This is a genomic window from Natroniella sp. ANB-PHB2, from assembly GCF_046097105.1.
Classification (GTDB): domain Bacteria; phylum Bacillota; class Halanaerobiia; order Halobacteroidales; family Halobacteroidaceae; genus Natroniella.
On record NZ_CP175562.1, the window covers coordinates 1,299,579 to 1,324,392 of the forward strand.

General features: G+C 34.7%; 22 protein-coding genes and 1 riboswitch. Of the genes, 1 reads left to right on the forward strand and 21 read right to left on the reverse strand.

The window, feature by feature from the left end:
• Positions 1 to 56: 56 nt before the first annotated feature.
• The 9 genes from ACKF5P_RS06485 to ACKF5P_RS06525 form a co-directional block, all read right to left on the reverse strand.
• On the reverse strand, positions 57 to 836 hold the full coding sequence (locus ACKF5P_RS06485) for a DUF116 domain-containing protein (RefSeq protein ID WP_408954401.1): 780 nt from the start codon (positions 834 to 836) through the stop codon (positions 57 to 59).
• Between the two features lie 2 nt (positions 837 to 838).
• The gene (gene fmt, locus ACKF5P_RS06490; RefSeq protein WP_408954402.1) at positions 839 to 1,780 is read right to left on the reverse strand and encodes a methionyl-tRNA formyltransferase; all 942 of its coding nucleotides are present in this window, start codon (positions 1,778 to 1,780) and stop codon (positions 839 to 841) included.
• Between the two features lie 30 nt (positions 1,781 to 1,810).
• Positions 1,811 to 2,245 carry a peptide deformylase gene (gene def, locus ACKF5P_RS06495; protein ID WP_408954403.1) on the reverse strand — a complete coding sequence of 145 codons (435 nt, stop codon included), beginning with the start codon at positions 2,243 to 2,245 and terminating at the stop codon, positions 1,811 to 1,813.
• 181 nt (positions 2,246 to 2,426) lie between these two features.
• Positions 2,427 to 4,661 carry a primosomal protein N' gene (gene priA, locus ACKF5P_RS06500; RefSeq protein WP_408954404.1) on the reverse strand — a complete coding sequence of 745 codons (2,235 nt, stop codon included), beginning with the start codon at positions 4,659 to 4,661 and terminating at the stop codon, positions 2,427 to 2,429.
• Between the two features lie 372 nt (positions 4,662 to 5,033).
• Positions 5,034 to 5,519: a protease complex subunit PrcB family protein gene (locus ACKF5P_RS06505; protein ID WP_408954405.1), complete on the reverse strand. Its 486-nt coding sequence runs from the start codon at positions 5,517 to 5,519 to the stop codon at positions 5,034 to 5,036.
• Between the two features lie 108 nt (positions 5,520 to 5,627).
• Positions 5,628 to 6,545, reverse strand: coding sequence for a homoserine O-succinyltransferase (gene metA, locus ACKF5P_RS06510; protein WP_408954406.1), 918 nt, complete (start codon positions 6,543 to 6,545; stop codon positions 5,628 to 5,630).
• A 70-nt stretch (positions 6,546 to 6,615) separates the two neighbouring features.
• Positions 6,616 to 6,724: riboswitch (SAM riboswitch) on the reverse strand.
• A 143-nt stretch (positions 6,725 to 6,867) separates the two neighbouring features.
• Positions 6,868 to 7,665, reverse strand: coding sequence for an ABC transporter ATP-binding protein (locus ACKF5P_RS06515; RefSeq protein ID WP_408954407.1), 798 nt, complete (start codon positions 7,663 to 7,665; stop codon positions 6,868 to 6,870).
• Between the two features lie 31 nt (positions 7,666 to 7,696).
• Positions 7,697 to 8,578: an ABC transporter permease gene (locus ACKF5P_RS06520; protein WP_408954408.1), complete on the reverse strand. Its 882-nt coding sequence runs from the start codon at positions 8,576 to 8,578 to the stop codon at positions 7,697 to 7,699.
• Positions 8,579 to 8,607: 29 nt separating this feature from the next.
• Positions 8,608 to 9,606: an ABC transporter substrate-binding protein gene (locus tag ACKF5P_RS06525; protein ID WP_408954409.1), complete on the reverse strand. Its 999-nt coding sequence runs from the start codon at positions 9,604 to 9,606 to the stop codon at positions 8,608 to 8,610.
• A gap of 458 nt (positions 9,607 to 10,064) precedes the next feature.
• Between ACKF5P_RS06525 and ACKF5P_RS06530 the strand changes: the two genes are divergently transcribed.
• On the forward strand, positions 10,065 to 11,204 hold the full coding sequence (locus tag ACKF5P_RS06530) for a YibE/F family protein (protein ID WP_408954410.1): 1,140 nt from the start codon (positions 10,065 to 10,067) through the stop codon (positions 11,202 to 11,204).
• Between the two features lie 181 nt (positions 11,205 to 11,385).
• Here ACKF5P_RS06530 and ACKF5P_RS06535 read toward each other — a convergent pair whose 3' ends face one another.
• The 12 genes from ACKF5P_RS06535 to ACKF5P_RS06590 form a co-directional block, all read right to left on the reverse strand.
• Positions 11,386 to 13,320: a bifunctional 2',3'-cyclic-nucleotide 2'-phosphodiesterase/3'-nucleotidase gene (locus tag ACKF5P_RS06535; protein ID WP_408954411.1), complete on the reverse strand. Its 1,935-nt coding sequence runs from the start codon at positions 13,318 to 13,320 to the stop codon at positions 11,386 to 11,388.
• Between the two features lie 352 nt (positions 13,321 to 13,672).
• Positions 13,673 to 14,806 (reverse strand): YibE/F family protein, encoded by a 1,134-nt coding sequence (locus ACKF5P_RS06540; RefSeq protein ID WP_408954412.1) that lies wholly within the window; start codon positions 14,804 to 14,806, stop codon positions 13,673 to 13,675.
• A 144-nt stretch (positions 14,807 to 14,950) separates the two neighbouring features.
• A complete protein-coding gene (locus ACKF5P_RS06545) occupies positions 14,951 to 16,744 on the reverse strand; it encodes a 5'-nucleotidase C-terminal domain-containing protein (protein WP_408954413.1) in 1,794 nt (597 codons plus the stop codon).
• A 17-nt stretch (positions 16,745 to 16,761) separates the two neighbouring features.
• Positions 16,762 to 16,962: a hypothetical protein gene (locus ACKF5P_RS06550; protein ID WP_408954414.1), complete on the reverse strand. Its 201-nt coding sequence runs from the start codon at positions 16,960 to 16,962 to the stop codon at positions 16,762 to 16,764.
• 392 nt (positions 16,963 to 17,354) lie between these two features.
• Positions 17,355 to 17,756: a cytidine deaminase gene (locus ACKF5P_RS06555; RefSeq protein WP_408954415.1), complete on the reverse strand. Its 402-nt coding sequence runs from the start codon at positions 17,754 to 17,756 to the stop codon at positions 17,355 to 17,357.
• 205 nt (positions 17,757 to 17,961) lie between these two features.
• Positions 17,962 to 19,152 (reverse strand): NupC/NupG family nucleoside CNT transporter, encoded by a 1,191-nt coding sequence (locus ACKF5P_RS06560; RefSeq protein WP_408954416.1) that lies wholly within the window; start codon positions 19,150 to 19,152, stop codon positions 17,962 to 17,964.
• Between the two features lie 180 nt (positions 19,153 to 19,332).
• On the reverse strand, positions 19,333 to 20,007 hold the full coding sequence (gene deoC, locus ACKF5P_RS06565; protein ID WP_408954417.1) for a deoxyribose-phosphate aldolase: 675 nt from the start codon (positions 20,005 to 20,007) through the stop codon (positions 19,333 to 19,335).
• A gap of 39 nt (positions 20,008 to 20,046) precedes the next feature.
• A complete protein-coding gene (locus ACKF5P_RS06570) occupies positions 20,047 to 20,202 on the reverse strand; it encodes a XapX domain-containing protein (RefSeq protein WP_408954418.1) in 156 nt (51 codons plus the stop codon).
• Between the two features lie 561 nt (positions 20,203 to 20,763).
• Positions 20,764 to 22,740 carry a transketolase gene (gene tkt, locus ACKF5P_RS06575; RefSeq protein WP_408954419.1) on the reverse strand — a complete coding sequence of 659 codons (1,977 nt, stop codon included), beginning with the start codon at positions 22,738 to 22,740 and terminating at the stop codon, positions 20,764 to 20,766.
• A gap of 74 nt (positions 22,741 to 22,814) precedes the next feature.
• A complete protein-coding gene (locus ACKF5P_RS06580; protein WP_408954420.1) occupies positions 22,815 to 22,985 on the reverse strand; it encodes a hypothetical protein in 171 nt (56 codons plus the stop codon).
• The gene (gene fsa, locus ACKF5P_RS06585) at positions 22,960 to 23,607 is read right to left on the reverse strand and encodes a fructose-6-phosphate aldolase (RefSeq protein WP_408954421.1); all 648 of its coding nucleotides are present in this window, start codon (positions 23,605 to 23,607) and stop codon (positions 22,960 to 22,962) included. Before fsa ends, ACKF5P_RS06580 begins: the two co-directional genes overlap by 26 nt.
• Before the next feature lie 198 nt (positions 23,608 to 23,805).
• Positions 23,806 to 24,516: a DeoD-type purine-nucleoside phosphorylase gene (locus tag ACKF5P_RS06590; protein ID WP_408954422.1), complete on the reverse strand. Its 711-nt coding sequence runs from the start codon at positions 24,514 to 24,516 to the stop codon at positions 23,806 to 23,808.
• Positions 24,517 to 24,814 lie beyond the last annotated feature (298 nt).

The following is a 24,814-nucleotide window of genomic DNA, read 5'->3' on the forward strand; positions in this document are numbered from 1 at the left end:
CTTTATTAGTGTTACTTGTTGTTCATTCGTGGTTAATTAGTCTTACGATTTTGAATTTAACTATTCATTGCTTTTTCCCTCATCGGCTCCTTATAGATTAACCTGTCAACTGCTTTTTCTATCTTATCTACTTCTACCCCCGTATTAAAACAGGGACCATTTGGCCTTAAGTTAACTACGCCTACCACTGGCATTGGATAGACATCTTGAATCCCAGTACTTAAATCACGTTCACAAGCAACAGCTATAATAGCTTTCGGCCTTGTTTCCTTGATAATCTTGCGGGCCAAAGTTCCTCCTGTTGCAATTGCTAAATTCAAGCCATACTTCTCCTCTAATCCAATCAAATCATCTACTTGACAGCGACCACACCTTTGACAGTTATCTAGATCACTTGTTACTCTAAAATTACAATCTGCAAGTTGAATACAATGGGGTAATAAAATTAGTATATCCTGAGCATTAACTTCAATATCATCAGGATTAATTAATTGATTGCTCATCTTGATAAATGAAGATTGAACCTCTTTTTTATCAAACCCTAAAAAAGCACCTAATTGAATAATGACCGGTAAAAAATAAGCAATCACCAATTTAATCGGTATAAATAACCACTTTATCGGCCGTTGTAATTTAATCGTGACTAAAATACCTATAATTCCTAAAATTAAGATTAAAGAAATTACTGACAAGACAAGGCTTATAACTAATAGTACTCCATAACTTAATAGATTAAAACCAAAGAAATTTAAATACCAGATCCCACTTACTAAGATTCCTACTACAACCAATGATAATAATAATAATCCAATAAATAGCCCTTTAGATTCTGTCATTACTAATCTCCTAACTTACTTCCTACTTTAATATCATACCCTAACAGATAATCTGTAGCTGACATCTTCTGCTTACTAGCTGGTTGTAGTTCTGTTAATGCTATTTGGCCCTTCCCTGTTTGAACAACAATTCCTAAATCATTATCTAATTCAACGATAGTTCCTGCTTCTATTTTATCATTCACCTTTTTTTGATCAACTACCTGAGATGCCCATAACTTTAATCGTTGGCCCTGATAATAAGTATAAGAACCAGGCCATGGATTAAATCCTCTAATCAAATTCCAAATATCCTCCGCACTTTGACCCCAATCAATCTCTCCTTCTTTCTTGTCTACTTTATCAGCATAAGTTGCTACTGTATCATCTTGTTTTTGATAAGAGACTGAACCATCTGCAATTGCTGTCAGTGTTTGAACCAACAGCTCTCCTCCAACTAAAGCCAGCCTATCATGTAAACTTCCAACAGTATCTTCAGCAGTAATTTCTACCTCCTGCTGTAAGATCATATCTCCCGTATCCATACCTAACTCTAACTTCATTGTTGTCACGCCTGTAACCTGATCTCCATTAATGATTGCTCGATGAATTGGAGCAGCCCCTCGATACTTAGGCAATAAAGAGGAGTGTAAATTGATACAGCCATAGTGAGGTAAGTTTAAAACCTCCTCTGGTAATATCTGTCCATAAGCAACAACAGCAATTACTTCGGGAGCCCACTCTTTCAATTTATCTATCCCTTCTGAAATATCTTCTGGTTGGAAAACCTCTAAATCATATTCTAAAGCCTTCTTTTTAACAGGTGTCGGTTGTAACTTTTGACCTCGGCCTCTCTTTCTATCTGGCTGGCTAATTACCCCTTTCACCTTGATAACTTCTATTTCTAATAATGCCTCCAATGACGGAACAGCAAAATCAGGTGTCCCCATAAATACAATATCCATTATATCCCCTCCAAATTAACAAAACTACAATTAATAATCAATAAACAATCTACCAGCTAAATGGTCAATTTCATGTTGTAAAACCCGAGCCAATAAACCATTACCTTCAAGCTCTATCTCTTCTCCCTCACGATTTAAAGCCTTAACTTTAACTTGATAAGCTCGTTCTACATCACCATTCTGCTCTGGAATACTCAAACATCCCTCTTGATCAATATAAGTCCTATCTGAACTTTCTACAATTTCAGGATTGATTAACTCAATTACATCTTGACCTATATCAATTACAACAATCTGCTTAGAAATACCTATCTGTGGAGCAGCTAAACCTACCCCTTGTGCATCATACATTGTTTCAACCATATCATCAAGTAATTTAGTTGTTTTATCTGTAATCTCTTCTACCTTCTTAGCTTTAGTTCGTAAAACTGGATCTCCTAACTCTCTAATATTTAAAATTGCCATTCTTATCCCCCTCAGTAAACCAATTAATATTTAAGATTTAATATTGATTGAATAATTAACAATTAAAACCAATCTGAACCATTGAGTATAGAGCGTTACATAGTCTTTAGCTTTTAAGGCTTTGAACTTTAACTATTCACTATTCAATATTCACTGCATTTATTATCAGCCTTAACTTATATTATAACATCCCTATCGGGTCAACATCAATACTTACTCTTACAGTTTCAATACTTTCTTCCTCCCTTAACTGCTCTAAACTCTCCACATTAACCTGTCTTAATTTTTCTAAATCAGTTCCTTTTAAAATCAACTGCCATCTGAATTCACCTTTCAGTTTACTTAATGGTGCCGGAACTGGCCCAAGTAGCATTATCTCCTCACTATTTAGGTTATGCAAATATGAATTAATAATTACCCCTAATTGGTTAGCAAGTTTAATTACCCGCTCTTCTTCTTCACCAGCTACAATAATGTTAATCAAGTGACTATAAGGAGGATACAGACACCCTTGTCTCTGTTCTATTTCGTATTGATAAAAGCTTTCATAATCATGCTCCTTAGCTAACTGAATACTATAATGTTCAGGAGTGTAGCTTTGAACTATCACTTCCCCCGATTTCTCACCACGGCCTGTCCTCCCTGCAACCTGAGTCAATAGTTGAAAAGTCCGCTCACCAGCTCTAAAATCAGGAAAATTCAAAGAAGTATCGGCAGTAATCACACCTACTAAAGTCACATTTGAGAAATCATGACCTTTAGCCACCATCTGTGTTCCTAGTAAAATATCAGCTTTTCCTGTCTTAAAATCTGATAAAATTTGTTGATAAGAACCTTTTCGCCGAGTTGTATCCACATCCATTCTTAAGATATCAGCTTCTGGAAGTAACTCCTGTAACTGCTCTTCTACCTTTTGCGTTCCTAAACCAAAGTACTTGATATACCTACTTTCACACTCAGGACAAATATCAGGGTTTGTCTCTTTATGATCACAATAGTGACACTGCAATAAATTAGAATGGGCATGATAAGTCAAAGATACATCACAAGCCTCACACTCCATGACATGTCCACATTCTCTACATTGAACAAAAGTAGAAAACCCTCGCCGATTCAGAAAGATGATGCTTTGTTCACCCCGCTCTAATGTTTGAGTCAATTTCTCTTGTAATAGACTACTGAACATACTCCTATTACCATCTTTTAACTCTTCTCTTAGATCAACTACCTCTACTGGTGGTAAAGGTCGATTATCGATTCTAGTTGGCAACTCCAACATTTGATAATCACCAATTTGCGCTCGATAATATGCTTCTAAAGAAGGAGTGGCAGTTCCTAAGAGCGTTACTGCTCCATTCAACTCTGCTCTCTTGACTGCTACTTCACGGGCATGGTATTTAGGATGATCTGCTTGTTTATAACTTGTCTCATGCTCTTCATCAATAATTATTATCCCTAAGTTTTCAAAAGGAGCAAAGATAGCTGAGCGAGCTCCTACTACTATCTTAACCTCTCCCTCCTTAATCTTTCTCCACTCATCAAATCTCTCACCAATCGATAATTGACTATGTAAAACTGCTACTTGCTCCCCAAATCTCCCTTTAAATCGAGCAATCGTTTGAGGGGTCAAAGATATCTCAGGAACTAAAACAATTGCTTCTTGGCCCTTAGCTAAAACTTGAGCAATCGCCTGTAAATAAACTTCTGTCTTACCACTTCCCGTAACCCCTTTCAATAAAAAAGTTCTAGAATTAACTTCATTTAATGCTGAACAGATTCTCTTAATTGCTAAACTCTGTTCAGCAGTCGGATCTAACGGCTCTGTCTGTGCAAAATCATTAGCTCTATAAGGATTTCTTTTCACTTCCAGCCATTGATAAAAGAGTAATCCTTTTTCTTTCAACCTTCTAACAGTCCCAGAAGTTGTATCAACTTTTTTAGCCAACTCAGTCATAATTAAGTTAGCATCAGGATATTCAATTAAATAAGATAAAACTGCTGCTTGCTTAGGGGCTCTATTTTGTATCTGTTTGATTATCTGTTCTGTCTTCTCTATTGACTGGGCCAACTTCACAACCCGCTTTTTTTTAACCTTTTGTTCCCCACTAGGAACAATTGCTTTTAAAGCAGAGATCAAATAACATTGATAATAATTAGCCATCCAGCGAGCCACCATTAATAGTTCTTGATTGAATAATCTATAAGGACTAGCTAAAGCTAGTATCGGTTTCGTCTCAAAATCAACTTCATCAACTTCCCCTAACACATAACCTTCTAACTTCCGATTCCCAAATGAAACCTTTACTTTATGACCAACCTTTACCTCTTCTCTTAATTTTTCAGATAGATGATAAGTAAAAGGTTTATTAACCTGCTTAACCGGTAGATCAACTGCTACTTTAACATACTTTTCCATTATTATCCCACCTAATACTAACTAAATTTTCCCATATAACAAGCCACGTTTCTCAGTATTATTATTCAATACCTATCTTTATATTCCTCTATTCAATTTACAGTTGACAATTAAGAGCATTAAAACACTAAAATCAAAATTAAAGTTAAACTTTATTGATATACAGTGGCACTTTTCGTTCGTAAAAGAATGTGTTTTTGTAGGGGCGACTCTCCGTGGTCGCCCGTGATTTAACATGGGCAGGCACAGAGACCTGCCCCTACAAATATCATTTCTACCCGCCAAATCAAAAGTGCTACATTATTGTAATAATCCTCAACTTAAAAAGATCTCTGCTTAAGCAGAGATCTTTTTAATCAATCATATAAAATTTTATAATTCCTGAAGTTCAATCTTTTCTCCAGTTTGGTCAATAAAGATTACCTGATCTAATCCAGCTACTTCTTCCTCTTCTAATTGCACAATATCATGTGGATAAGTAATCGCTTGAGTCACCATATCTGAAGAAGCTGGCCCTCTTGCCTTCACAACCACGATTAAAGCATCATCTGCCCGTCTAATCTGATTAATCTGAATACCATAACCTCCAGTTGGTCGCTCTCCTAAGCTTACATAGACTGTTGGCCCGTAATCAGACTCAAAGCCTTTAAATCCTCTTAATTCATCAACCAAATATTCAACTTCTTGATCGTCAATCAATAAAAATTGACTTCCCTCAGGATATTCATCCTGCTGCCACTCACCTGTTAGCTCTTCAGATGATTCATAAATTACATCTCCTGCCTCGAGCAAACGCTCATTACAACCAACAAGAACTAACATTAATACTGCTAATAAAATTGCTATTTTTAACTTCATCTAACTCTTCCCCTTCTACATAAAATAGTTTGCAAGGTTAGTTTTACTTAAGCTTAACCTTGCATTTACTATTATAACACTAGTTTTTTTAAATTGCAGTGGAAATTATTATTTAATTTGATTGAGATCATAAGGGGTACACTGATAGACATAATAATTAAGCCAATTAGAAAATAATAAGTTGGCATGTGCTCGCCACTCTACAATCGGCTCTTGAGTCAAATCATCATCAGGAAAGTAGTTTTTAGGTATTTGAATATCACACCCTTGAGCTAAATCTCGTTCATACTCCCTTTTTAAAGTAAATCTATCGTATTCAGAATGACCTGTTACAAATATCTGTCTTCCATCTTTAGTAGCTACAATATAAGTCCCTGCTTCTTCTGATTCAGCTAAGATTTGAAGCTCCGATATCTGATCTATATCCTCTCTTCTTACTTCAGTATGGCGTGAATGAGGTGCCTTAAATTGCTCATCAAACCCCCTTAAAAGCTTAACTTTATCCACATTAATTTGGTGATTAAATACTCCAAACATCTTTTCTTCTAGAGGGTACTTAGGGATTCCAAAATGATGATAAAGACCTGCTTGAGCACCCCAACAGATATGTAAAGTTGAAGTAACATTATTTAATTTCCAGTCCATTATCTGTTGCAATTCTTCCCAATAATCAACTTCTTCAAAAGCAAGATGTTCAATTGGTGCCCCTGTAATAATCATCCCATCAAACTTCTGATCTTTAATTTGATCAAATGTTTTATAAAATGTACTCAAATGCTGTTGAGAAGTATTTTGAGAATTATGGGTTGCTGACTGTAAAAAAACTATGTCCACCTGCAAAGGTGTATTTCCTAACAAGCGAAGTAGCTGAGTTTCAGTAACCTCCTTTAGCGGCATCAAATTCAAAATTAAGATCTTAAGAGCTCTAATATCCTGACTATACGCTCTTGATTCTTTCATTACAAAGATATTCTCTTCTTCAAGAATCTTTGTTGCTGGTAAATTATCCGGAATGTTGATTGGCATAACTACTCACTCCTCGTTTTATATGAACTAAAAAAAATCTCTCCTTATAAGAAGAGATTTATATTAACTCTTCTTATCTTCCAATAGCTACTAGATATTGCTGGATTTAGCACCTTCTTTAATTAAAAAGAGGTTGCCGGGTTTCATTGGGCCAATCCCTCCACCACTCTCGATAAGAATCTCTATTTAGTTTTGATCATATTAACACATATTGATAAAGTTGTCAAACTTCTATTCTTCTCATAATGATTTCGAAAACAGAACAAAAAACCTATGCCTTAATTGTTAACTAAAGACACAGGTTTTTTTGTTTAAATATAAATTATTGTGCTAATAAAATTCGATCATTCATTAACTCTTTTCCTTGTTTTTGGGCAAATTTCTCTAATAGATCATCTATAGTTAAACCTTTCCTTTCTGGGTTCTTAACATCTAGTATTATCTTCCCATTATCCATCATGATCGTTCGATTGCCCATATTTAAAGCTTGGTTTAGATCATGAGTTACCATCAATGCTGTTAAGCTATTCTTATTGACTATTTTTTGAGTTAATTGAATTACCTGTTCAGCTGTTTTAGGATCTAAAGCAGCTGTATGTTCATCTAACAATAAAACTTTCGGCTTCACTATCGTCGCCATTAGCAAGGTTAAAGACTGACGCTGCCCGCCAGATAATAAACCTACTTTATCTGTTAATCTATCCTCTAAGCCTAAACCTAATAATTGAAGATATTCTTTAAACTCAATCCTCCGCTCTTTATTAACACCAATCTTTAAACCACGTCTTTTACCTCTTGTTGCAGCCATAGCTAAGTTTTCTTCAATAGACATTGAAGCAGCAGTCCCTTGTAAAGGGTCTTGGAAGACACGACCAATTAACCTAGCTCTTTTATAATCCGGTTGCTCTGTTACATCTACGCCATCTATTTCAATTTTACCAGCATCTATACCAAAACTACCAGCAGTTGAATTAAGAAGTGTAGATTTACCAGCACCATTACTTCCAATAACAGTTACAAAATCACCAGCTTCTAATTTTAGATCTACATCTTTTAATGCTACATTTTCATTAATCGTTCCCTGATTAAAAACCTTACGCACTCCTTTTAATTTTAACATCATTTTTCACTCCCAAAAATTACTAATCGCTTTATGATGAAAAGTTTAAATTAAAATCTTTCTTTAGGGTTGGTGCTGCTAAAGCAATTACTACTAAAATTGCTGTAACAATCTTTAAATCTGTTGGAGCAAAACCAGATCTTAAAGCAAAAGTAATTGCTAAACGATAGACTAAGGAACCACCGATCACACTTAAAGTAGCCAAAGGTATGGTTCGATTACTAAAGACTACTTCACCAATAATCACCGAAGCTAATCCAATAATAATCATACCAACCCCCATACCAACATCAGCAAACCCCTGATATTGAGCTACTAACGAACCTGATAAAGCTACTAATGCATTAGATAAAGCCAATCCCAAAATAATCGTAAGATCAGTATTAACGCCTAAACTTCTAATCATTTCTTTATTATCACCAGTAGCTCGTAAGGCTAATCCTAATTGTGTATACAAAAATCTATCAATTAAAAATTTCAATAATACTATTAGCACTAAAAAAAAGATACCATCTTGCCATTTACCACCAAAATTTATAGCTTCTATTTTAGTAAATATAGTCTCTTGGTTTAACAAGGGAATGTTGGCCCGCCCCATAATCCGCAAATTGATAGAATAAAGAGCAGTCATAGTTAAAATCCCTGATAAAAGACCACTAATCTTTAATTTAGTATTCAAAAAACCAGTAATCATCCCCGATATAGCTCCTATGAAAATAGCAACTACAGTAGATAAAATAGGATCTACACCACCAATAATCAACCTACCTGTAACTGCTGCTCCCAAAGGAAAACTACCATCTACAGTCAAATCAGGAAAATCTAAAATCCTAAATGTTAAGTAAACACCTAAGACCATAATTCCATAAACTAAACCCTGTTCTATTGAATTAAATATTATATCAAAAGCCATATTTAACACTCCATTCTCTACTCAAAAATCTATTCTTCATTTAAAATTTCAACCGCTTGATTGATTATTTCTTGTGGTATATCTATATTTATATTTTCAACTGCTTCTTGATTGATAATTAGTTCTGTTTCTTCTAAATATTCAATTGGCATTTGAGCAGGATCTGCACCTTCAATTACTTCAATAGCCATCTCTCCTGTCTGTCTTCCTAATTTATAATAATCAATTCCAGTAGTAGCCAATGCTCCTCCTTCAACCATTCCTTTTTCTCCAACAATAAAAGGTAAATTTTCTTGATTAGCTACTCTAACTATAGCTTGAACAGCCGAAGCAACCGTATTATCTGTCGGTGCATATAAAGCATCTACTCTTCCGATTAATGACTCCGTAGCCTGTAAAACATCACTACTTTCACTGACAGTAGCTTCTACTAAATTCAAGCCTAACTCCTTTGTTACTTCTCTAGCAATCTCAGCCTGAACTACTGAATTGGTCTCTCCTGCATTATATAAAATTCCTACATCTTTAACTTCAGGACTAATCTCTTTTAATAATTCTAGTTGATCCTGTACAGGAGTTAAATCACTGGTTCCTGTTACATTAGTACCTGGTTGTTCTAAATCTTTAACTAAACCTGCCTCTTGCGGATCTGTTACGGCTGTAATTAAGGTTGGAATCTCAGTAGTAGCATTAGCTACTGCTTGTGAAGTTGGCGTAGCAATTGCTAAAATCATATCTACTTGATTATTTACAAACTGATTAGCTATCGTTTGTGCATTAGACATATCCCCTTGGGCATTCTGGTAATCGTATACTATCTCCTCTCCTTCTCTGTAACCATTCTCATTTAAGTACTCAATAAACCCTTCCCTTGATGCGTCCAATGCTGGATGTTCTACAATTTGAATAATTCCAACCTCTAACTCGCCATCAATATCATTAGTAACTTCTTGACTACACCCTACAACCATTAAAACTAAAACTAAGCCTACCAATCCTACAACTAAATTCTTTTTTGTTAAACTCATTCTCTAATACTCACTCCTCTTTTTAAATTAAAATAAAAAAAGACACCTCCAATAGGAGAGCCTTAATTATTCATCAGCATCTACACATATATACTATCTAATAAATCTCCCTTGATCCTAAAATTAATGTAAATAGCATATATAAGTTATCTCCTACCGCAAAAACATAACTACACTTTTTACTTACTATCACAACTACTATTACTACAAAGATCTTACCTACAAAACTACCATGTTGCAAATTATAACAAATTAATTAACAAAAGTCAATTGTAATTATTAATAACAGATCTTCAAAAATAAAAATGAAATTTCTACTTCTTCTGTTGACCTAGATATTCATTAAGGTTTATGATAAAATAGCTTATAGACTTGTTTGCTCGAGCTTATACTAATTCAAGCAATCCACCAGTAAGCAAACTAAATATTTTTAAATCAGAAGGAGGAAATTATCTACTATGAAAAAGACTATTATATTATCTTTGTTACTTTTATTTTTTCTGACACCATCGTCTATTCTTGCTCGAGAACAAGTCAGTTCTCAAACAGTACGAGGAAGAATTATCGATATTGTCCAAGGGCCAACTGCTGAAGAAAAAGAGCAAAGTTATGTAGCTGATATCCAACAAATTAAAGTGGAAATAACTCAAGGAGAATTTAGAGGAGAAAAGATAACAACTAACCATACTTTATCTGGTAATCCTGCTAGGGATTTTTACTTTAACGAAGGGGATCGAGTACTACTGTGGCTTGAATCTCAAAATGGAGTAATTACAAGAAGCTTAGTTCGAGAGGTAGTTCGAGATCATTATCTTGGTTATATGGCTCTTTTTTTCATCTTTTCACTTATTTTAGTAGGAGGCCTTCAGGGCTTAAAGACAGTGCTTACCCTAAGTATTACAGGTTTTCTTGTTCTCAGGGTGTTGTTACCTCTCATTTTAGAAGGGTACCCACCTATTTTGACTACAATCATTATAACCTCTATTATTGTATCTATCAGTTTGATTGTCACTAGTGGCTTCACCAGAAAGACCTTAGCAGCCATTATCGGTACAATGGGTGGTGTTGCAGTCGCAGGAATACTTGCCTGGTGGATGTCTAATGCAACTAGATTGACTGGGTTGAGCGGCGAAGAATCTCAAATGTTGATGTATATTCCTCAAGGAACTAACTTTGATTTTAGAGGTCTCTTGTTTGCAGGAATGATCATCGGAGCTATGGGGGCTGTACTTGACATAGGAATGTCGATATCCTCTACGATAGATGAAGTCAAACGGGCCAACCCTTCTATCAGCACTAAAGATTTAATTAAGTCTGGACTAAATGTAGGAAGAGATATCATGGGTACCATGTCAAACACCTTAATCTTAGCTTATACAGGTGCTTCTATGTCACTATTATTAGTCATAATAGCCAATGAGATTCCTTTATCTAGAATTACTAATATGGATTCTATGGCAACAGAGATTGTTAGAGTTTTAGCTGGAAGTATCGGCTTAATCTATGCCATACCAATTACAGCTATCGTAGCCGGTTTACTTTATAACCAAGTAGATTTTTCAAAAACAAACAGAACTGATCAAACTAATGATCTATAATAAATTAAAATATTAATAACCAATCTAATCCCCTCCTTGAAGTAAAAATATACAAACTAACTTTAAGGAGGATTCTTTATAAATTTAAATAACTCTACAGCATTAATTAATACCGTAGAGTTATCTAGAAATATAATCTTTCTCATGTGACCTTTAAAAATCATCTTTTACTTATTAAAATTTAATTCCATAATCCAGTCCAAAACCCTTTAATTCTATCCCAGAAACTAGGTGATTCTTGATAGTCTAGGTTATATTCATAAAGAATTTCATCATCTTCTGCTGGACTTACTTGCTTTAATCCTTGCTCTTCGATCTGCTCTGTAGCTTCAGGTGAACTTGTAAATACAACTCTACCTTCAGTCTCTACTGGAGCAAGAGACCAGTTATTTGTTGTATGCGGAACATACTCATCTAATTGTCCTATATAGTCAATAAGAACTCCTCTATTTTCACTTGTTGACGATAATACTATTTCTGCATCATCTAAGTGGTCCCCACCGCCACCTGCACGATAGTTATTTGTTGCAACTAAAAATTCCATATCTGAAGTAACTTCTTGTCCATCATAAGTTAAATCAACAATTCTTTCTCCAGCTGGTTTTGTTACATCAATCTCATACTCTACACCCTCAATTACATCAAAATTAAAGGCACTAAAGCTAGCAATTAAATCTTGGTCTGCTGTTTCATTAGGATCGATTTGATTGAAGTTCTCTGCTGACCTTTCTAACCACTTAACCAATTCATCTCCATCTACCTTAACAACTTGTAGTGTATTTGGATAGATATAAATATCAGTCATATCTCTAACTGAAATTCCACCAGCGTCAACCTCTGTATATCCACCACGATATCCTGCTCTAAATGGTGCAGCAGCTGATAAGATTGGCATATCTTCATACTCAGTTCCTGCAAAGTAGTTGTTTGTATACCATAGTTGTGCATCATTAACAAACTGAACTACCTCATTGTCCATTACTCTAGAGAAATGAGTATTTAAACTAGTAGCCATTTTACCAACCGGGCTATTTGCATAGTCAATTGTTTCTTCATCTTGCTCTTGTATCAACTCAGCTATCTCTTGGTTTGGCTTAGTTTCAGTTACGCCTGTTACTTCTGCTCTGCCATCTACTACTGCCCAGCTATCGTCTTCTTGTACAAGATCTAAAGTAATAGTTCCTAAGTGGCTTCCCCAAGAACCTGCCATTACTGCTGGTACACCATTAAGAGTTCCTTTTACATTGTCTATTCCTTCCATTCCATCAAACCTAGAACTTCCTGGGAATGTTGTATGAGCATGACCCAATCCAATTGCGTCAATTCCTTCTACCTTACTTAAATCTAATGCTGCATGCTCACTAGCTCTATCACTTGTATTGATACCTGTATGTGACAAGGCAATTACTAAGTCTGCTCCTGCTGCTTTTACTTCTGGAACATATCTTTCAGCAGCTTCTGCAATACCTCTTACCTCTACTTCACCTTCTAAGTGTAATCTATCCCAATTCATAATTTGCGGTGGTACAAAACCGATTAGACCAATATTGATTGATTCTCCATCAATCTCATGCTCCATAATAGTATAAGGTTCAAAGTAATGCTCTTCTAAATTAGTTCCTGCCTTATATACGTTAGCACTTAACCATGGGAAATCTGAAGTTGCTACTGTATTTTCCATAAACTCTAATCCAAAGTTAAACTCATGGTTTCCTATAGCTGCTGCATCATAATCTAAAGCATTCATTGCTTGAATAATTGCTTGTGTTTCTCCAGCTTGAATAGGCTCAACCATAGCTTCTAATTCTCCAAGAAGGCTTCCTTGAATTGTATCTCCTACATCAAATAAAAGTGTATTTTCATGATTGGCCCTTATCTGATCAATCAATGTTGCTGTTCTAACCATTCCATAATCATCAACCGGTTCATCATTCATATAATCATAATCCATCATATAAGAGTGAAGATCTGTCGTTGTCATAATTACTAACTCATGAGGGTCAACTTCTCCTGCATTCACCTGTGGTAATACTACTATAGAAAATACCATCATAAAAGCTAGAGTAAGAACACCCAGTTTACTAAAACTTGCTTTCCATCCACTTGTTGTTTTCATCATCTTCCTCCTTTTTTGATTTCAGCTATCATTATTACTGCTTTAAAATAATAAAATCAACTTAACCTTTAGTAATCTTAGTACTTGTTTCCAGTTAGACGTCTAACGATTGTCATTAAAAAAAAGCCTACTACTTCCTCCAATGGTAATAAGCTCTTATATCCCTTATGTTCTTATACTTATTAATCCTTGTTATATATAAATTTTATCATGTTTAATTACTATCTTCAAGCAGTTTTTAAAAATTTTTAAAATTAATTAATATTCATAAAAATATATGTTGCTTTTTTAAATAACCAAAATTTAGGTTATCTTCTTGTATTTAGCCCCATTTTTTTAGTTAACCTTTATTTTAACTAGCGTCATTCTGTTGACCTTGCAATAATAAACTAGCTATAACTGAAGTCACAGGTATTGCTACCACTAACCCCAATGAACCAGCAACTCCATTTAAAATTTCTGCAGCTACATAGTCCATATTAATTATTCTAACCCAACTAAAATTCTGGTATAAAAATAGCAGTAACATAGGTAAGGAACCCCCAACATAGGCCAAAATCAGAGCATTTGACATAGTACCCATTATATCTCTTCCTACCTCTAATGAATGAAACATTAGCTCTTGAAAGCTAATATCAGGATTAGCTTCTTTAACCTGAGTAGCACTGGATGCAATTGACATACCTACATCAATTATTGCTCCTAAAGAACCGATAATAATTCCAGTATAAAACAGACCTCTTATATCAACAGTTCCTTCTCCTGCACCAAATGCTCCTCTTGCCATTGTCAACATTTGTAATTCGTCAGTAAGACCGGTTATATGAGTAACCTCTCCTATATAATAAGCCATCAAACCAGCAACTAAAACACCGACTCCTGTACCAACAAAGGCAGCTATAGTCTTTGGACTTAAACCATCTATAATTAGTAAAGTTAAGGCAATAATTATTAAAGCACTACCAGTAGCTACTGGTATAGGTGACCACCCAGCCAAAATCATTGGCAACATTACTCTAACTATTATATACCCTGTTATAGCTAAAGTAACAATTGTTTTCAAACCTTTGATCTTACCAATTACTAGTAAAGCTATCCCCAGAAAAATTATCGCTCGAAGTAGTCCTCTATCTCGAGCTACATCATGTAACTCAATAGACCTATTCCCATTTTGATAAAAAGAATACATTAAAACTTCAATTCCTTCATCCAATTCTACATCAGAATGTCTGCTATTTTCTCTGTAATAGTTTGTTACATTTACCTTATCCCCTTGATAAGGTCCATTTGTTACCTCTACTTTAACCTGCTGGTTAATTGCTCGATTGGTAGTGCGATTTTCAACCTCCAAAACTTCACCTCTAAAATATTCATGATCTTCATAATAAGAGGCATGTTGGACATCTGGAATGAAACTTGGTATTACCCATGCTAGTAGGATTATAATAGTAATTAAAGCTACTGGTTTTATGGTTTTAGAAAGCACATTCTTCCTCCTTACATTATATTTTCACTCTTGATCTTTAGGCTAAAGTTTTCTATCAAAAGAATAAGCAGCCGAAAAAAATCGACTGCTTATCTTATTTCAACACTACAACCTATCTACCATCAAAGTAGACGTTAAGCTTATCTACTTCTGTACAATTCCAGTACGCTCTAGATCTTGATATCTTGTATTTAACTCTTCTTGACTAATATCATTTTCAACAAAATTGATTAAAGCATCATTATATCTAATCAATGTATTTTCTCCATCATTTTGAGCATCAAATTCATAGACACTAGCGATATAATTGTTTAAAGCAACATTATAAACCCTATCTTCATCTAATTCATTACCTTCATAATCATATAAATTGACTCCTGCTACTTCTCCACTATCATTTACTATATATCTATAATGTAATCCCGAAACTCTTAAATCTATCCTATCTTCTCCTCTAAAAGAGTTTTCAACTAATGATCTTACATCATCAGCTGTCATTTCATAAACGATTGTGTCATTACCAAATGGTTCTAACTCAAAAATTTCACCAACTGTTAGAGACCCTACATCTAAAGAACGAATTCTAACTCCGCCACTATTTTGGAATGCAAAGTCAATATTAGCACCATATGCATCTTCTACAATTGCAGATTCAGTAATAGCATCAGTCATTAAGCTTCCTAAGTCTTCATTACCATCAATAGAATTTTCAAGATAGTTGATCTCTCTAGCAAATATATCGTCACCTTGCCCTTCAAAATAAGCAATCTTCTCTTCTATTTCATCAATTGTACCTTCAATATTATCAATATCAATCAACTCACCTTGACGGTCAATAACTTGATTAGATGCATCTAAAGTTACAGTTACTTTACCTAAATATTTTGTATCAGCACCAGCCTGAGCAACTAAAGTATCATTAATTTCAGCAGGTGGATTAACAGCAGTATGGCTGTGACCACCGATAATCAGATCAAGCTCTCCCATCTCTTCAGCCAACTCTTGTTCCCAACCATGCCCCATATGAGTCAAACCTACAAAGATATCACTCTCATCTTCTAAATGAGTATAGTCAAGAGCTGTATCGATAGGATCATGGAATTCTAAACCATATAAATTATCAGGCAAAGTAGCTGGAATGCCTCTGCTTCCAACCTGGACTAAGCCTAAAAATGCAACCTCTGCTCCAAAACTAGTTTCTAAAGTTACATATGGCTCAGGCTGTTCCATAGTTGCTACATTTTGATCAACATCCATATTAGCTAACAACCATGGATGTTCGGTAGAGTCTATAGAATCCTGTAACCTCTCTTGACCATAATCAAATTCATGGTTTCCTATTACTGCTGCATCATAATTAACCATATCCATAAGCTTAGCCATTGGTTTTCCTCTTAAATTCTCACCATCTATCACATACTCATCTATAATCGGCGTACCACTAAACATATCTCCAGCATTAACTAGAAAAACATCATCATATTCTTCTTCAAGTTGTTGCTTTTGCCAAGCTATTTTACCGAAGTTTTCAATGACACCATGCTCATCATTAGTGTGTAAAAATGCAACTGTAAAAGTATCATTCTCATCTCTCATTTCAAATACTATATCTTCTTGAACACTAGCTACATTCTCACTATTAAGTGTAAAGTCATTAGGTGTAAATACGAACCCTTCTTTAACTGGAGTAATAGTAACTTCATCTTCTACCGTCTTACTCCATCTTCCCTCTTCATCAGTCGTAACAGAGCCATCAATATTATCAAAACCTATTGTAACACCCTCTACAGCTTCTCCAGTCTCAGCTTCAATAACCTGTCCAGAAATTTCATATGGCTCTAATACTATATCATCATCCAAGCAACCTACTACCATCAAAGCAGTAACTAGCATTAAAGTTAGTAATATAAGTCTTTTGTTATCTAATGTTGAAAACATAAATAGCCTCCTAATTTTTATTTTTTAGTTTTAATTGTAAGTTCTTCATTTCCAGCTAATTCTCCAGTTAACATAGCTTGATTTCCATATTGATCTTGAACTATTTTCTTCCCATCTATTACCTTCTTATAATCTGCGAGGGAATATTTTCTAACTGCATCCTCAACCCTAGCTCTTTCGAAAATTCTTATCTCTTCTCCATTAACATTAACTTTCATCTAACACCCCCCTTAATAAACTCATATTTATAATATTTAAAAAATTTTAAATATTAATCACAAATTTAAAACCCAGCTACTAGACGTAAGACGTCAGACAAGCCCGTTTAAAAAAAGAGTTTCTAATTTAATTAATCTTATTTTATAACACTTATTCTACATAATTCGACAAATCCCTTTGTTTGTATAAAATTTATTTTTGGTTGTATATTATAAACTTGTCGGATAATTAAAATTTTTGAACAAGATGAAAAATGTCTCATAGTTCTACTATCATATTATGTACTGATAAATCATATCTTCAATTATTAGAAGGTTATTGAAAGTAGATACAGAAAATTAATCATCCAACAAGTTCTAGAAACTAATAAAGATAGTTATTTATAAAAATTTCAAGTTAAATCTTCTTCAGAGAATGCACCCCACAGTAATTCACTAGCTTTTTTAGTAATTGTCTCTCCATCTAAATTGGTCATAATTACATCAATCTCTGAACCAAACTCTAAAATAACCTGTCGACAGGCACCACAAGGACTACAAGCCCTCTCTGTATCTGCTATGATAGCGATTGCTTCAAACTCTTTATCTCCTTCAGAAACAGCCTTATAAATAGCCGTTCTTTCAGCACAATTAGTTAATCCATAGGAAGAATTCTCAACATTACATCCTGTATAGATCTCCCCATCTGTAGTTAATAAGGCAGCACCAACCTTAAAGTTTGAGTAAGGAACATGAGCTTTTTCTCGTGCTTGCTTAGCTTTTGTAATTAACTTTTCTTTTATTCTTTGATCCATCTAATCACCTCCCAATTTAATTGATAATTTACAATGCACAATTTGAAATTAAATCCAAACCAGTAAAATTAAAGCATTCAAAATTATTAATTTTATTATTGGTTAAATTTAGAAAAATTATTATTTAAAAAAATTGAATTTAACTAATGATAAATAGATGAATAAAGCCTAGATTTTAAAAATCTAGGCTTTATAATATAATTATTTAAATAAAAAGTCCAGCAATAGTAGCTGTAGTATACGTTGCTAATGTTCCAGCAATTAATGCCTTAATACCTAAACTAGCAATTAAACCTTTTCTTTCTGGATCTAACGGGCCAATCCCACCAATCTGAATTGCAATTGAAGCAAAGTTAGCAAATCCACATAAAGCAAAAGTAGCAATCATTTCAGATTTAGCACTTAAAGTTTCTGCCCCAATAAACTCAGCTAGTGTCAAATAAGCTACAAACTCATTAATAGCCATCTTTTGGCCTAATAAAGTTCCAACCTCTGTAATTTCTGCTGCCGGAACTCCCATCAAGAAAGCAAATGGAGAGAAAACATATCCTAGAATCTGTTCTAAACTTGTCCCTAATAATCCTAGTGGATAATTGATTAAAGCAATCAACCCTAAGAATGCAATCAACATTGCAGCTACATTTAAAGCAAGAGTTAAACCTTCACTTGCTCCTTCGGCAGCAGCTCCTAAAATATTCTCATTTTCAATTTTAACATCAATGTCTACCTCTCCAGCAGTTACAGACTCTTCAGTCTCTGGAATAATAATCTTAGCCATTACCAATGCTGCTGGAGCAGACATTACACTTGCTGCTAATAAATAACCCGGATCAATTCCTAAACCAATAAATCCAGCTAATACTCCACCAGCTACTGTAGCAAATCCTCCAGTCATCATCGCCATAACCTCAGAACGAGTCATCTTCGGAATATATCTTTTAACAACCAAAGGTGCCTCAGTCTGACCAATAAAGACATTGGCAGCAGCAGCTAAAGATTCAGCACCACTCAACCTCATTGCCTTCATCATGACCCCTGCCATAAATTCAACAACCTTTTGGATAATCCCTAAATAATATAATACAGACATTAAAGAAGAAAAGAAAATAATTGTAGGCAATACCATCAATGCAAAACTAAAATCAGCCATTAAGTGATCACCAAATACAAAAGCTGCACCATCAAGAGCAAAATCTAAAACAGTTGCTGCAAATTCACTCAACCATTGAAAAGCAGCTCGTCCTGGTGGAAACGCCAAAATAAGGAAAGCAAAGACTAACTGTAATACAATCCCACCAATCACAGTTCGATGATTAACCGCTTTTCTATCTTCAGATAAAGCATAAGCAATTCCTAAAAATACTAATAATCCTATAATTCCAATTAATCTTGTCATATTAATAATCCCCCTTGTTTAATTTAATATAATTAGTTTGAGGGTTATTAATAGCTATTGATTATTAGATATCGACTTATTGAATTTACTATTAGATACAATAGCTATTATCTTCTTGGATATCTAACTTGTTTATAAAAGAATACTTGTACTTATAATAATTCCTAACTGATACTAATCTTAATAGTCTGCTGCAACTTCTTCTCCAGCTACAATTTTAACTCCAGAACTAGCTCCAATTCTTGTGGCACCTGCTTCAATCATATTTTTAGCATCTTCTAGACTTCTAACACCACCTGAAGCTTTAACTCCTAACGCTTCTCCAACAACCTCTCTCATCAATTTTATATCTTCTACAGTTGCTCCAGCTGTTCCAAAACCAGTAGATGTCTTAACAAAATCTGCTCCTACCTCTTTAGCAACCTGACAAGCCTTCTTCTTTTCTTCTTGTGTTAAATAACAGGTTTCAATAATCACTTTAACTAAGGCTTTGTTTTGAGCAGCATCAACAACTGTTTTGATATCCTCTTTAACAATCTCCCATTCCCCAGACTTTAAAGCTCCAATATTAAGGACCATATCAATCTCATCGGCACCTTCTTTAATTGCCTTATTTGTTTCAAAAGCTTTAGTCTCTGCTGTGTTGGCCCCTAATGGAAAACCAATCACTGTACAGACTTTTACTGGACTATCTTCTAACTCTTTATTTATCAAAGCTACAAAAGCAGGGTTAATACAGACAGAAGCAAAATTATGTTCTTTTGCCTCTTGACATTTGGTTATAACCTCTTTTTTAGTTGCTTCAGCACTTAATATAGTATGATCAATCATACTTGCTATCTTATTGACGTCCATTTTATCCCTCCACTGTTTTCTTTAAGTATAGTTAATCATTTAAACAAAACTATTCATGATAATAAACCCTAAATAAATACCAAAAACACCCATAACACCCGCTATATTCGGTGGTGCTGGTACAGGCAAGCTCAAAAAAGAGAATAATGCTCCAACTACTGCTCCAGATAGAGTAGAAATTAATACTTGATTCATTCCTTTTCCTCCTTGTTTGCTGTATTCCCTCGCCCACCCGCTTATCTATTTAAGATAAGCATAAATAAAATGAATTTTGACCCTAGCTTAAATAAAGTCACAATATAAAAAAGAATTAAAGAACTTTAACACTCTTAATACGTCTGACGTCTTACATTATAATTTTACTACATTATTTTTCATTTGTCAACTTAACAATTATTTATTTTTGACAATTTAGATTATTAGATAAACAATATCTTATTCCTAGTTTTTCTCTTTTGTTCTTTTTTATTCCCTTTTAATAATATTAAAATTTAATTATTGATCTCTAAAGTATAACTTAATTACAATAGTATGGCACTTTTGATTTGGGGGTAGAAATGATATTTATAGGGGCAGGTCTCTGTGCCTGCCCATGTTAAATCACGGGCGACCACGGAGAGTCGCCCCTACAAAAACACATTCTTTTACGAACGAAAAGTGCCACTAAATATCAATTGAATTTTAACTATTAAATAAAATAAGGATGAATCGATTGAAATCGATTCATCCTTATCAATTAGCTATCTATATTAATAATTATAATTTCTCTAAAATATCCCCAGCAATCTTTTCAGCATCAAATCCAAATTTATGTGCTACCTCTATACCTGGACCACTAGCACCGAATCGTTCCATACTAACTAAGTGGTGATTATTTCCTAGGAATTGATACCAACCTGTTCCAACTCCTGCTTCAATTGCTACTCTGAATGTATTATTATCTCCAAGCACCTCTGTTAAATAATCTTCTTCCTGCTTAGCAAAGAGCTCTTTTTCAAGTACCGAGACAACTCGAGCGTTCTTTCCTTCTTTCTCTAGTAACTGAGCAACCTCTACCGCTAGAGAAACTTCACTACCACTGGCCATTAAAACTAGATCAAGCTCACCAGCTTCCTCAGTTACTACATATCCCCCACGCTCAATATCAGCTAATCCATTAGCTTTGTCTAAATGAGGAAGGTTCTGTCTAGTTAAGATCAATACTGTTGGCCCATCAACTCTCTCCATTGCTTGTAGCCAAGCTTCTTTGGTCTCTTCTTCATCAGCTGGTCTTAATACCTTCAAATTAGGAATCAAACGTAATGATTCTACATGCTCAACTGGCTGATGAGTTGGCCCGTCTTCTCCGATATAGATTGAATCATGAGTAAAAACATAAACTACTGGTTGTTTCATTAAAGCAGCCATCCTAATAGTGTGACGCATGTAATCAGAAAAGACAAGGAAAGTCGAACAGAATGGTCTTAAACCTTCATGCAATGAAATCCCATTAACAATAGCACCCATCGCATGTTCTCTAACTCCAAAGCGGAAGTTACGTCCAGTAAAATTACCTGCTTGAACTTCGTCATGCTTGTCCAAATAGGTCTTATTAGATGGAGCCAAATCAGCAGATCCTCCTACCAAATAAGGAACTTGGTCAGCTATCTCCCTTAAAGCAGCTCCCGAAGCCTTTCTCGTTGCAATTGGAGTATCTATTTCAAGCTCAGTAATAATCTCCCTTAATTTTTCAGGCAACTCTAAGTTAAGAGCTCGCTCTAAGTCCTCTTGTAGGTCTGGATTAGCGTTGGCCCATCTTACAAACTTCTCTTGCCAAGCTTGGTATTCTTCAGTCAACTCCTCTTTTCGTTGCTCAAAGAACTCTCTTACCTCTTCTGAAACATAAAACTTCTCATCAGTTGGCAAGCCAATCTCTTCTTTCATTCCTTTAATCTCCTCTGTACCTAATGGTGCACCATGTGCCGCACTACTACCTTGCTTAGTCGGTGCTCCATAACCAATATCCGTTTTAGCTATAATTAATACTGGCTTATCTTCGATCTTTTTAGCAGCTTCAATTGCTGCCCTAACTTGTTCTAAGTCATGACCATCTACTTCCTCAATTACATACCAATCATAAGCCTTAAATCTATCAGCTACTGATTCAGTAAATGTTAAATCTGTATCTCCAGCAATTGAGATCTGATTATCATCATAAATTGCAATCAACTTGTTCAAGCCTAAATGTCCTGCTAAAGAAGCTGCTTCAGCAGTAATTCCCTCCATCATACAGCCATCACCAAGTAATGTATATGTATTATGATCGATTATTTCAAATTCCTCTGTATTATATTTTTCTGCTAACATCTGCTCAGCAATAGCCATTCCTACTGCATTAGCAAAACCTTGTCCTAGTGGCCCGGTTGTAGTCTCAACACCTGGAGTATCCATATATTCAGGATGTCCTGGAGTATTAGAACCTAATTGTCTAAACTGCTTTAAATCTTCTAAAGATAAATTATATCCTGTTAAATGAAGTAAAGAATATAATAGCATTGAACCATGTCCTGCTGATAAAACAAATCGATCTCGATTTAACCAATCAGGATCAGCTGGATTATACTTCATCACCTCACCATATAATACTGAACCCAACTCTGCACAGCCTAAAGGTAATCCAGGATGACCTGAATTAGCTTCCTCGATAGCATCAGCCGATAGACCTCTAACTACATTTGCTACTTCTTTCAACAATTTTATTCCCCCTTATTAATTGTTCGCCTTTTTTCTCCTTCAATGATAACATTAAACAGCTTAGTTATCAACTTCTAACCCATAAAATGTGAAAAAGGTTCAATTAATTTATTAGTACTTCCCATTCCTGTATAACCTCCTAAAATATAATTAAGATCTATTTTTAATTGCCCCCAAAAAAAGACCCCCTTAATCAAGAGGGTCTTTTTAATCAAATATTTACTTTTTTCCTTGCTCCCAATCATTTAAGAATCTCTCAATTCCAATATCAGTCAACGGATGGCTAGATAACTTTCCAATTACATCGAATGGAATCGTAGCAATATCTGCTCCAATTAAGGCAGCTTGTTTAACATGCTGTGGATGTCTAATACTAGCAGTAATAATCTCACTCTCTAAACCATAATTGTCTAAAATAATTGCAATATCTTCAATTAGTTCTAATCCTTCATGAGCAATATCATCTAATCTTCCTACAAATGGACTGATGTATGTAGCACCTGCCTTAGCAGCTAATAAAGCTTGATTAGCTGAAAATACTAATGTCACATTGGTCTTAATCCCTTCTTCACTCAAAGTCTTAACTGCTTTTAATCCTTCAACTGTCATTGGAATTTTAACTACTACATTCCGGGCCAACTCTGCTAGCTCCCTAGCTTCTTCAACCATACCTTCTGTCTCAAGGCTGATTACCTCAGCGCTGACTGGACCATCTACAAGCTCACAGATTTCTTTGATTCTCGTAAGAAAGTCAATATCACCCTCTTTAGCTACTAAGCTAGGATTGGTAGTTACCCCATCAATCACTCCTAAACTGGCTGCTTCTTTAATCTCTTCTAAATTAGCAGTATCAATAAAAAATTTCATTCTATCACTCCTTATCTTTGTAATTAGTTACTAACGTAAAAAACTTAATTTGCTAATTATATACCACCTATCTATTATTAAATAACAAAACCAATTCAATATCAAGTAATATTTTGATTTAATGTAAAAAATTAGGTCTAGTTATTAACTAGACCTAATTTTTAAAATAATCTTATTAAATTTATTTATTTCTTATTATTAACCATAAACTTTAGTCACAGTATCTAAAACCATCTCTGTCATCCGATCGACACCTTGTTGGATCTTTTCTTTGTCAGCTCTAATCTGACTAAAGACATGATCAGAAACAGTTAGAACAGTAGCAGCTCTTAATCCATACTTAGCGGCAGTATGATAAATCATTGCTGTCTCCATTTCTACTGCTAAAACACCATAATCAGCTAATTGTCTAACATGCTCTTCTGGAGTTCCATAAAAATAATCAGAAGTAGCAATTTGACCTACATGAACAGGCATTTCCAACTCAACCGCACTATCATATAAATTTTTAATCAGTTCAAAATCAGCTGGCGGGGCCAACGTAATATCCTGTTGCATCTGATTAACTGTAGTACCAATCGTAGCAGAAGATTGAGCAATAATCACATCTGCCTGATCTAACTCTTCAGTTAAAGCACCACAAGTCCCTACTCTAATTAATGTTTTAGCACCTAACATCTTTAACTCCTCAAGCATAATCCCAGTCGAAGGAACTCCCATTCCTGTCGTTTGTATTGAGACCTCTACACCATTAAAAGTCCCTGTATACCCATACATCTCTCTATAGTCAGTATATAATTTTGGATCATCTAGAAACTTTTCCGCCATATACTTGGCCCGTTGTGGATTTCCTGGTAATAAAACAATATCAGCTACCTCTCCTTGCTCTGCTTCAATATGAATTGGCATTTTAAATCTCCTCCTTAATATGTAATTAAAATAATCTCAACCTGTACCAATAAAACATCACTCGTCAGACGTCTAATCTAACTCAAATTTATCTTACTACATTAAAACTAATTTGTCAATTATTGATTGATAAAAAACTTATTCAATAATACTAATAACACTTCCCCTCTTTCTAAACATAGTATATCCAATCCCTTAATTATTATTGATATAATATATCTCTTCGTGACACAACCATCAACTATCAGTCATCAGCCCAATCAAAACCTATTAAACCCCAATAAGTAAAAAAATCTAA

Excerpts from the sequence above, each read along its gene's own strand:
- ACKF5P_RS06570 (WP_408954418.1), bottom strand. The coding sequence starts at position 20,202 with ATGAATCAAGTATTAATTTCTACTCTATCTGGAGCAGTAGTTGGAGCA.
- ACKF5P_RS06545 (WP_408954413.1), bottom strand. The coding sequence starts at position 16,744 with ATGTTTTCAACATTAGATAACAAAAGACTTATATTACTAACTTTAATG.
- ACKF5P_RS06520 (WP_408954408.1), bottom strand. The coding sequence starts at position 8,578 with ATGGCTTTTGATATAATATTTAATTCAATAGAACAGGGTTTAGTTTAT.
- deoC (WP_408954417.1), bottom strand. The coding sequence starts at position 20,007 with ATGGACGTCAATAAGATAGCAAGTATGATTGATCATACTATATTAAGT.
- priA (WP_408954404.1), bottom strand. The coding sequence starts at position 4,661 with ATGGAAAAGTATGTTAAAGTAGCAGTTGATCTACCGGTTAAGCAGGTT.
- ACKF5P_RS06515 (WP_408954407.1), bottom strand. The coding sequence starts at position 7,665 with ATGTTAAAATTAAAAGGAGTGCGTAAGGTTTTTAATCAGGGAACGATT.
- ACKF5P_RS06525 (WP_408954409.1), bottom strand. The coding sequence starts at position 9,606 with ATGAGTTTAACAAAAAAGAATTTAGTTGTAGGATTGGTAGGCTTAGTT.
- ACKF5P_RS06535 (WP_408954411.1), bottom strand. The coding sequence starts at position 13,320 with ATGAAAACAACAAGTGGATGGAAAGCAAGTTTTAGTAAACTGGGTGTT.
- ACKF5P_RS06505 (WP_408954405.1), bottom strand. The coding sequence starts at position 5,519 with ATGAAGTTAAAAATAGCAATTTTATTAGCAGTATTAATGTTAGTTCTT.
- fmt (WP_408954402.1), bottom strand. The coding sequence starts at position 1,780 with ATGGATATTGTATTTATGGGGACACCTGATTTTGCTGTTCCGTCATTG.
- ACKF5P_RS06485 (WP_408954401.1), bottom strand. The coding sequence starts at position 836 with ATGACAGAATCTAAAGGGCTATTTATTGGATTATTATTATTATCATTG.
- def (WP_408954403.1), bottom strand. The coding sequence starts at position 2,245 with ATGGCAATTTTAAATATTAGAGAGTTAGGAGATCCAGTTTTACGAACT.
- ACKF5P_RS06530 (WP_408954410.1), top strand. The coding sequence starts at position 10,065 with ATGAAAAAGACTATTATATTATCTTTGTTACTTTTATTTTTTCTGACA.
- metA (WP_408954406.1), bottom strand. The coding sequence starts at position 6,545 with ATGCCAATCAACATTCCGGATAATTTACCAGCAACAAAGATTCTTGAA.
- ACKF5P_RS06555 (WP_408954415.1), bottom strand. The coding sequence starts at position 17,756 with ATGGATCAAAGAATAAAAGAAAAGTTAATTACAAAAGCTAAGCAAGCA.
- fsa (WP_408954421.1), bottom strand. The coding sequence starts at position 23,607 with ATGAAATTTTTTATTGATACTGCTAATTTAGAAGAGATTAAAGAAGCA.
- ACKF5P_RS06560 (WP_408954416.1), bottom strand. The coding sequence starts at position 19,152 with ATGACAAGATTAATTGGAATTATAGGATTATTAGTATTTTTAGGAATT.
- ACKF5P_RS06590 (WP_408954422.1), bottom strand. The coding sequence starts at position 24,516 with ATGCCAATTCATATTGAAGCAGAGCAAGGAGAGGTAGCTGATATTGTT.
- ACKF5P_RS06580 (WP_408954420.1), bottom strand. The coding sequence starts at position 22,985 with ATGATTGGGAGCAAGGAAAAAAGTAAATATTTGATTAAAAAGACCCTC.
- ACKF5P_RS06550 (WP_408954414.1), bottom strand. The coding sequence starts at position 16,962 with ATGAAAGTTAATGTTAATGGAGAAGAGATAAGAATTTTCGAAAGAGCT.